The organism is Microbacterium sp. (assembly GCF_035277845.1).
Classification (GTDB): domain Bacteria; phylum Actinomycetota; class Actinomycetes; order Actinomycetales; family Microbacteriaceae; genus Microbacterium.
Genome location: NZ_DATEJS010000029.1, coordinates 1 through 3,040 on the forward strand (window position 1 = coordinate 1; position 3,040 = coordinate 3,040).

The window sequence follows — 3,040 nt, forward strand, 5'->3', positions numbered from 1 at the left end:
AGCGCGTCATGTTCCCGAAGAAGGCCGACCGGGACATGTCCGAGGAGGACGAACTGCTCGACGATCTGCACGGCCGGCGCTGACCGGCCGCGCCTCCTGCTGCCCCCTCAGTCGGTCCAGGGCATGGGCCGGTCGGGCAGCCGCGCACTGTCGTCGGGCAGGTGCGGCAGCTGGTCGCCACCGGCGCGGATGCAGAGCCAGCGCAGCTCCTCGGGGCTGTCCGGACGCGCACGCCAGGTGCGGGCCACGCCCTGTCCGACGCGCACGACCGTTCCCGGACCGACCTCGACGACATCGTCGTCGAGCCCCATCTGACCGAGCCCGCCGAGGAACACGTACAGCTCCTCGATGCGCTCGTGCACGTGCCAGTACCCCGCCTCTTCACCGGGGACGAGGGCGTTCGCCGTCATCCCGATGTACTGCATCGTCAGCTCGTGGTCGACCACCCGGCGCCCGTCGCGGGAGCGCGACTCGACGAAGCCTCCGTAGTGGCGGCGCCACTCGTCCAGCGCCCCGATCTGTGCGACCTGATATCCGCTCACCGCTGCTCCCTCGTCCCGATCCCGCTCGTCGATGATCACGACACCCCAGACTAGGCGGCGGCCTCGCGTCCGGTCGAGCCGGGAGCGGATCAGGCGAGGGTGATCAGGTCGATGTAGTCGCGACCCCAGATGTCCTCGACGCCGTCGGGCAGGATCAGCACCCGCTCGGGGTTCAGCGCCTGAACCGCGCCCTCGTCGTGGGAGACGAGCACCACCGCGCCCTCGTAGTGCGCGAGCGCGCCGAGGATCTCGTCACGCGACGCCGGGTCGAGGTTGTTGGTCGGCTCGTCGAGCAGCAGCATGTTGGCGCTGGAGACGACGAGAGTCGCGAGCGACAGGCGCGTCTTCTCACCTCCGGAGAGGACGCCGGCCGGTTTGAGCACGTCGTCCCCGGTGAACAGGAACGAGCCGAGCACCTTGCGGGCCTCGGTGGCGTTGATGTCGGGGGCGGCGGACATCATGTTCTCGAGCACGGATCGGTCGACGTCGAGGTTCTCGTGCTCCTGCGCGTAGTAGCCGATCTTCAGGCCGTGCCCCGGCTCGAGCTGCCCGGTGTCGGGCTCGTCGACCCCGGCGAGGATGCGCAGGAGCGTCGTCTTGCCGGCGCCGTTGAGGCCGAGCACGACGACCTTCGAGCCGCGGTCGATCGCGAGGTCGACGTCGGTGAAGATCTCCAGCGATCCGTACGACTTGGACAGCCCGGACGCCATCAACGGGGTCTTTCCGCAGGGTGCCGGCTTCGGGAAGCGCAGCTTGGCGACGCGCTCCTCCTGGCGCACCTCGTCGAGGCCGGAGAGCATCTTCTCGGCGCGGGCGACCATCTGGTGCGCGGCCGCGGCCTTGGACGCCTTGGCGCCGAAGCGGGCCGCCTGCAGCTGCAGCTGGGTGGCCTTCTTCTCGACGTTGGCGCGCTCCTTCTTGCGGCGCTCCTCGTCCGCCACCCGCTGGCGCAGGTAGTTCTTCCAGTTCATGTTGTAGACGTCGATGACCTGGCGGTTGGCGTCCAGGTAGAACACCCGGTTCACGGTCTCGCCGACGAGCTCCACGTCGTGGCTGATGACGATGAGTCCGCCCTTGTAGCCCTTGAGGAACTCGCGCAGCCACACCACGGAATCGGCGTCGAGGTGGTTGGTCGGCTCGTCGAGGATCATCGAGTCGGCGTCGGAGAACAGGATGCGGGCCAGCTCGATGCGCCGGCGCTGACCACCGGACAGGGTCTTCAGCGGCTGGTCGAGGATGCGGTCGGGCAGCGACAGGTTGTGCGCGATCGACGCCGCCTCGGACTCCGCCGCGTAGCCGCCCAGGGCCTCGAAGCGCTCGGTGAGGCTGGCGTACCGGCGCATCGCCTTGTCGGCGGCGGCCTTGTCGTCGTGCGCCATCGCGAGGGACGCCTCGTGCATGCCGATCGCGAGCGAGCCCAGGCCGCGGGCGTCGAGGATGCGGGTGCGGGCGAGCATCTCCGGGTCGCCGGAGCGCGGGTCCTGCGGCAGGTACCCCAGTTCGCCGGCGCGGTCCACCTTGCCGTCGGCGGGCAGCAGGTCGCCCGCGAGCACCTTCGTGAGCGTCGTCTTGCCGGCGCCGTTGCGCCCCACGAGCCCGATCTTGTCGCCGGCCGCCACGCGGAACGACACGTCGCTCATCAGGGTGCGGGCGCCCACGCGGATCTCGAGGTCTTGGACGGCGAGCACGATGATCGTCCCTTCGGGGCAGGTGCGCGGGGCAGGTAGGCGGGTCGGCCGAGAGGCCAGCCGCCAAGTCTAGTGCCGTCAGCTGACCGGATGCCGCATCGGCCCTCGCCTACCGGGCCACCTCGGCGTCCTCGTCCACAAGCCGGAGGCCCGGGACGAACGCCAGGAGGGCAAGCGCGAGTGCCAGCCCGAAGACCGCGGGAAAGCCCGCCGCGGGCGTGAGCGCCGTGAACACGATGCCCATGACGGCGGTGGCCGAGGAGGATCCGACGGCGTCGAAGATCGACAGGGCGGACGAGTTGAACCCCTGGTTCTGCGGGGTCGAATAGCGCAGCGTGAGCACGGTCAGCCGCGGATACATGAGGCCCATCCCCGCACCGGCGAACGCCCACCCCGTGATGAGCACGGCCGGGTGCAGATGCCACAGCGCGGTGGCGGTGGCGGCCGCCGCCGCGAGGGCGAGGCCGAGGCATCCGTAGACGGCGATGCGCGTCGACCCGAGGCGCTCGCCGATGCGTCCCTGCACCTCGGACGCCGCCCACCAGGTGATCGCCGATGCCGTCAGCGCGAGTCCCGCCCACGCCGGATCGAACCGGTAGCCGTCGACCAGCAGGTAGGGGATGTAGACCTCCGACCCGAACAGCGCCCCGGCGATCATCGCGCGCATGAGCACGACGCTCGGCAGTCCCCGCCGGGCGCGCAGCGTGCCGCGCGGAAGGAGCGGCGGGCTCACCACCAGCACCACGAGGATGGCCGCGGCGCCGAGCGCCGAGGGCAGCCACGGCGCGACGGCGCGGGTCTCCCCCGCCA

The 3,040-nt window shown here is 70.8% G+C and carries 3 protein-coding genes; all 3 read right to left on the reverse strand.

Translation table 11 applies throughout. The features are described 5' to 3' along the window. Positions 1 to 107 precede the first annotated feature (107 nt). Positions 108 to 581, reverse strand: a complete 474-nt coding sequence (locus tag VJR25_RS00945) for a cupin domain-containing protein (protein WP_324111578.1) — start codon at positions 579 to 581, stop codon at positions 108 to 110. Between the two features lie 50 nt (positions 582 to 631). Next, the gene (locus tag VJR25_RS00950; protein ID WP_324111579.1) at positions 632 to 2,230 is read right to left on the reverse strand and encodes an ABC-F family ATP-binding cassette domain-containing protein; all 1,599 of its coding nucleotides are present in this window, start codon (positions 2,228 to 2,230) and stop codon (positions 632 to 634) included. A gap of 109 nt (positions 2,231 to 2,339) precedes the next feature. Then, positions 2,340 to 3,040: MFS transporter (locus tag VJR25_RS00955; protein WP_324111581.1), on the reverse strand; the 701-nt coding region annotated here is incomplete at its 5' end.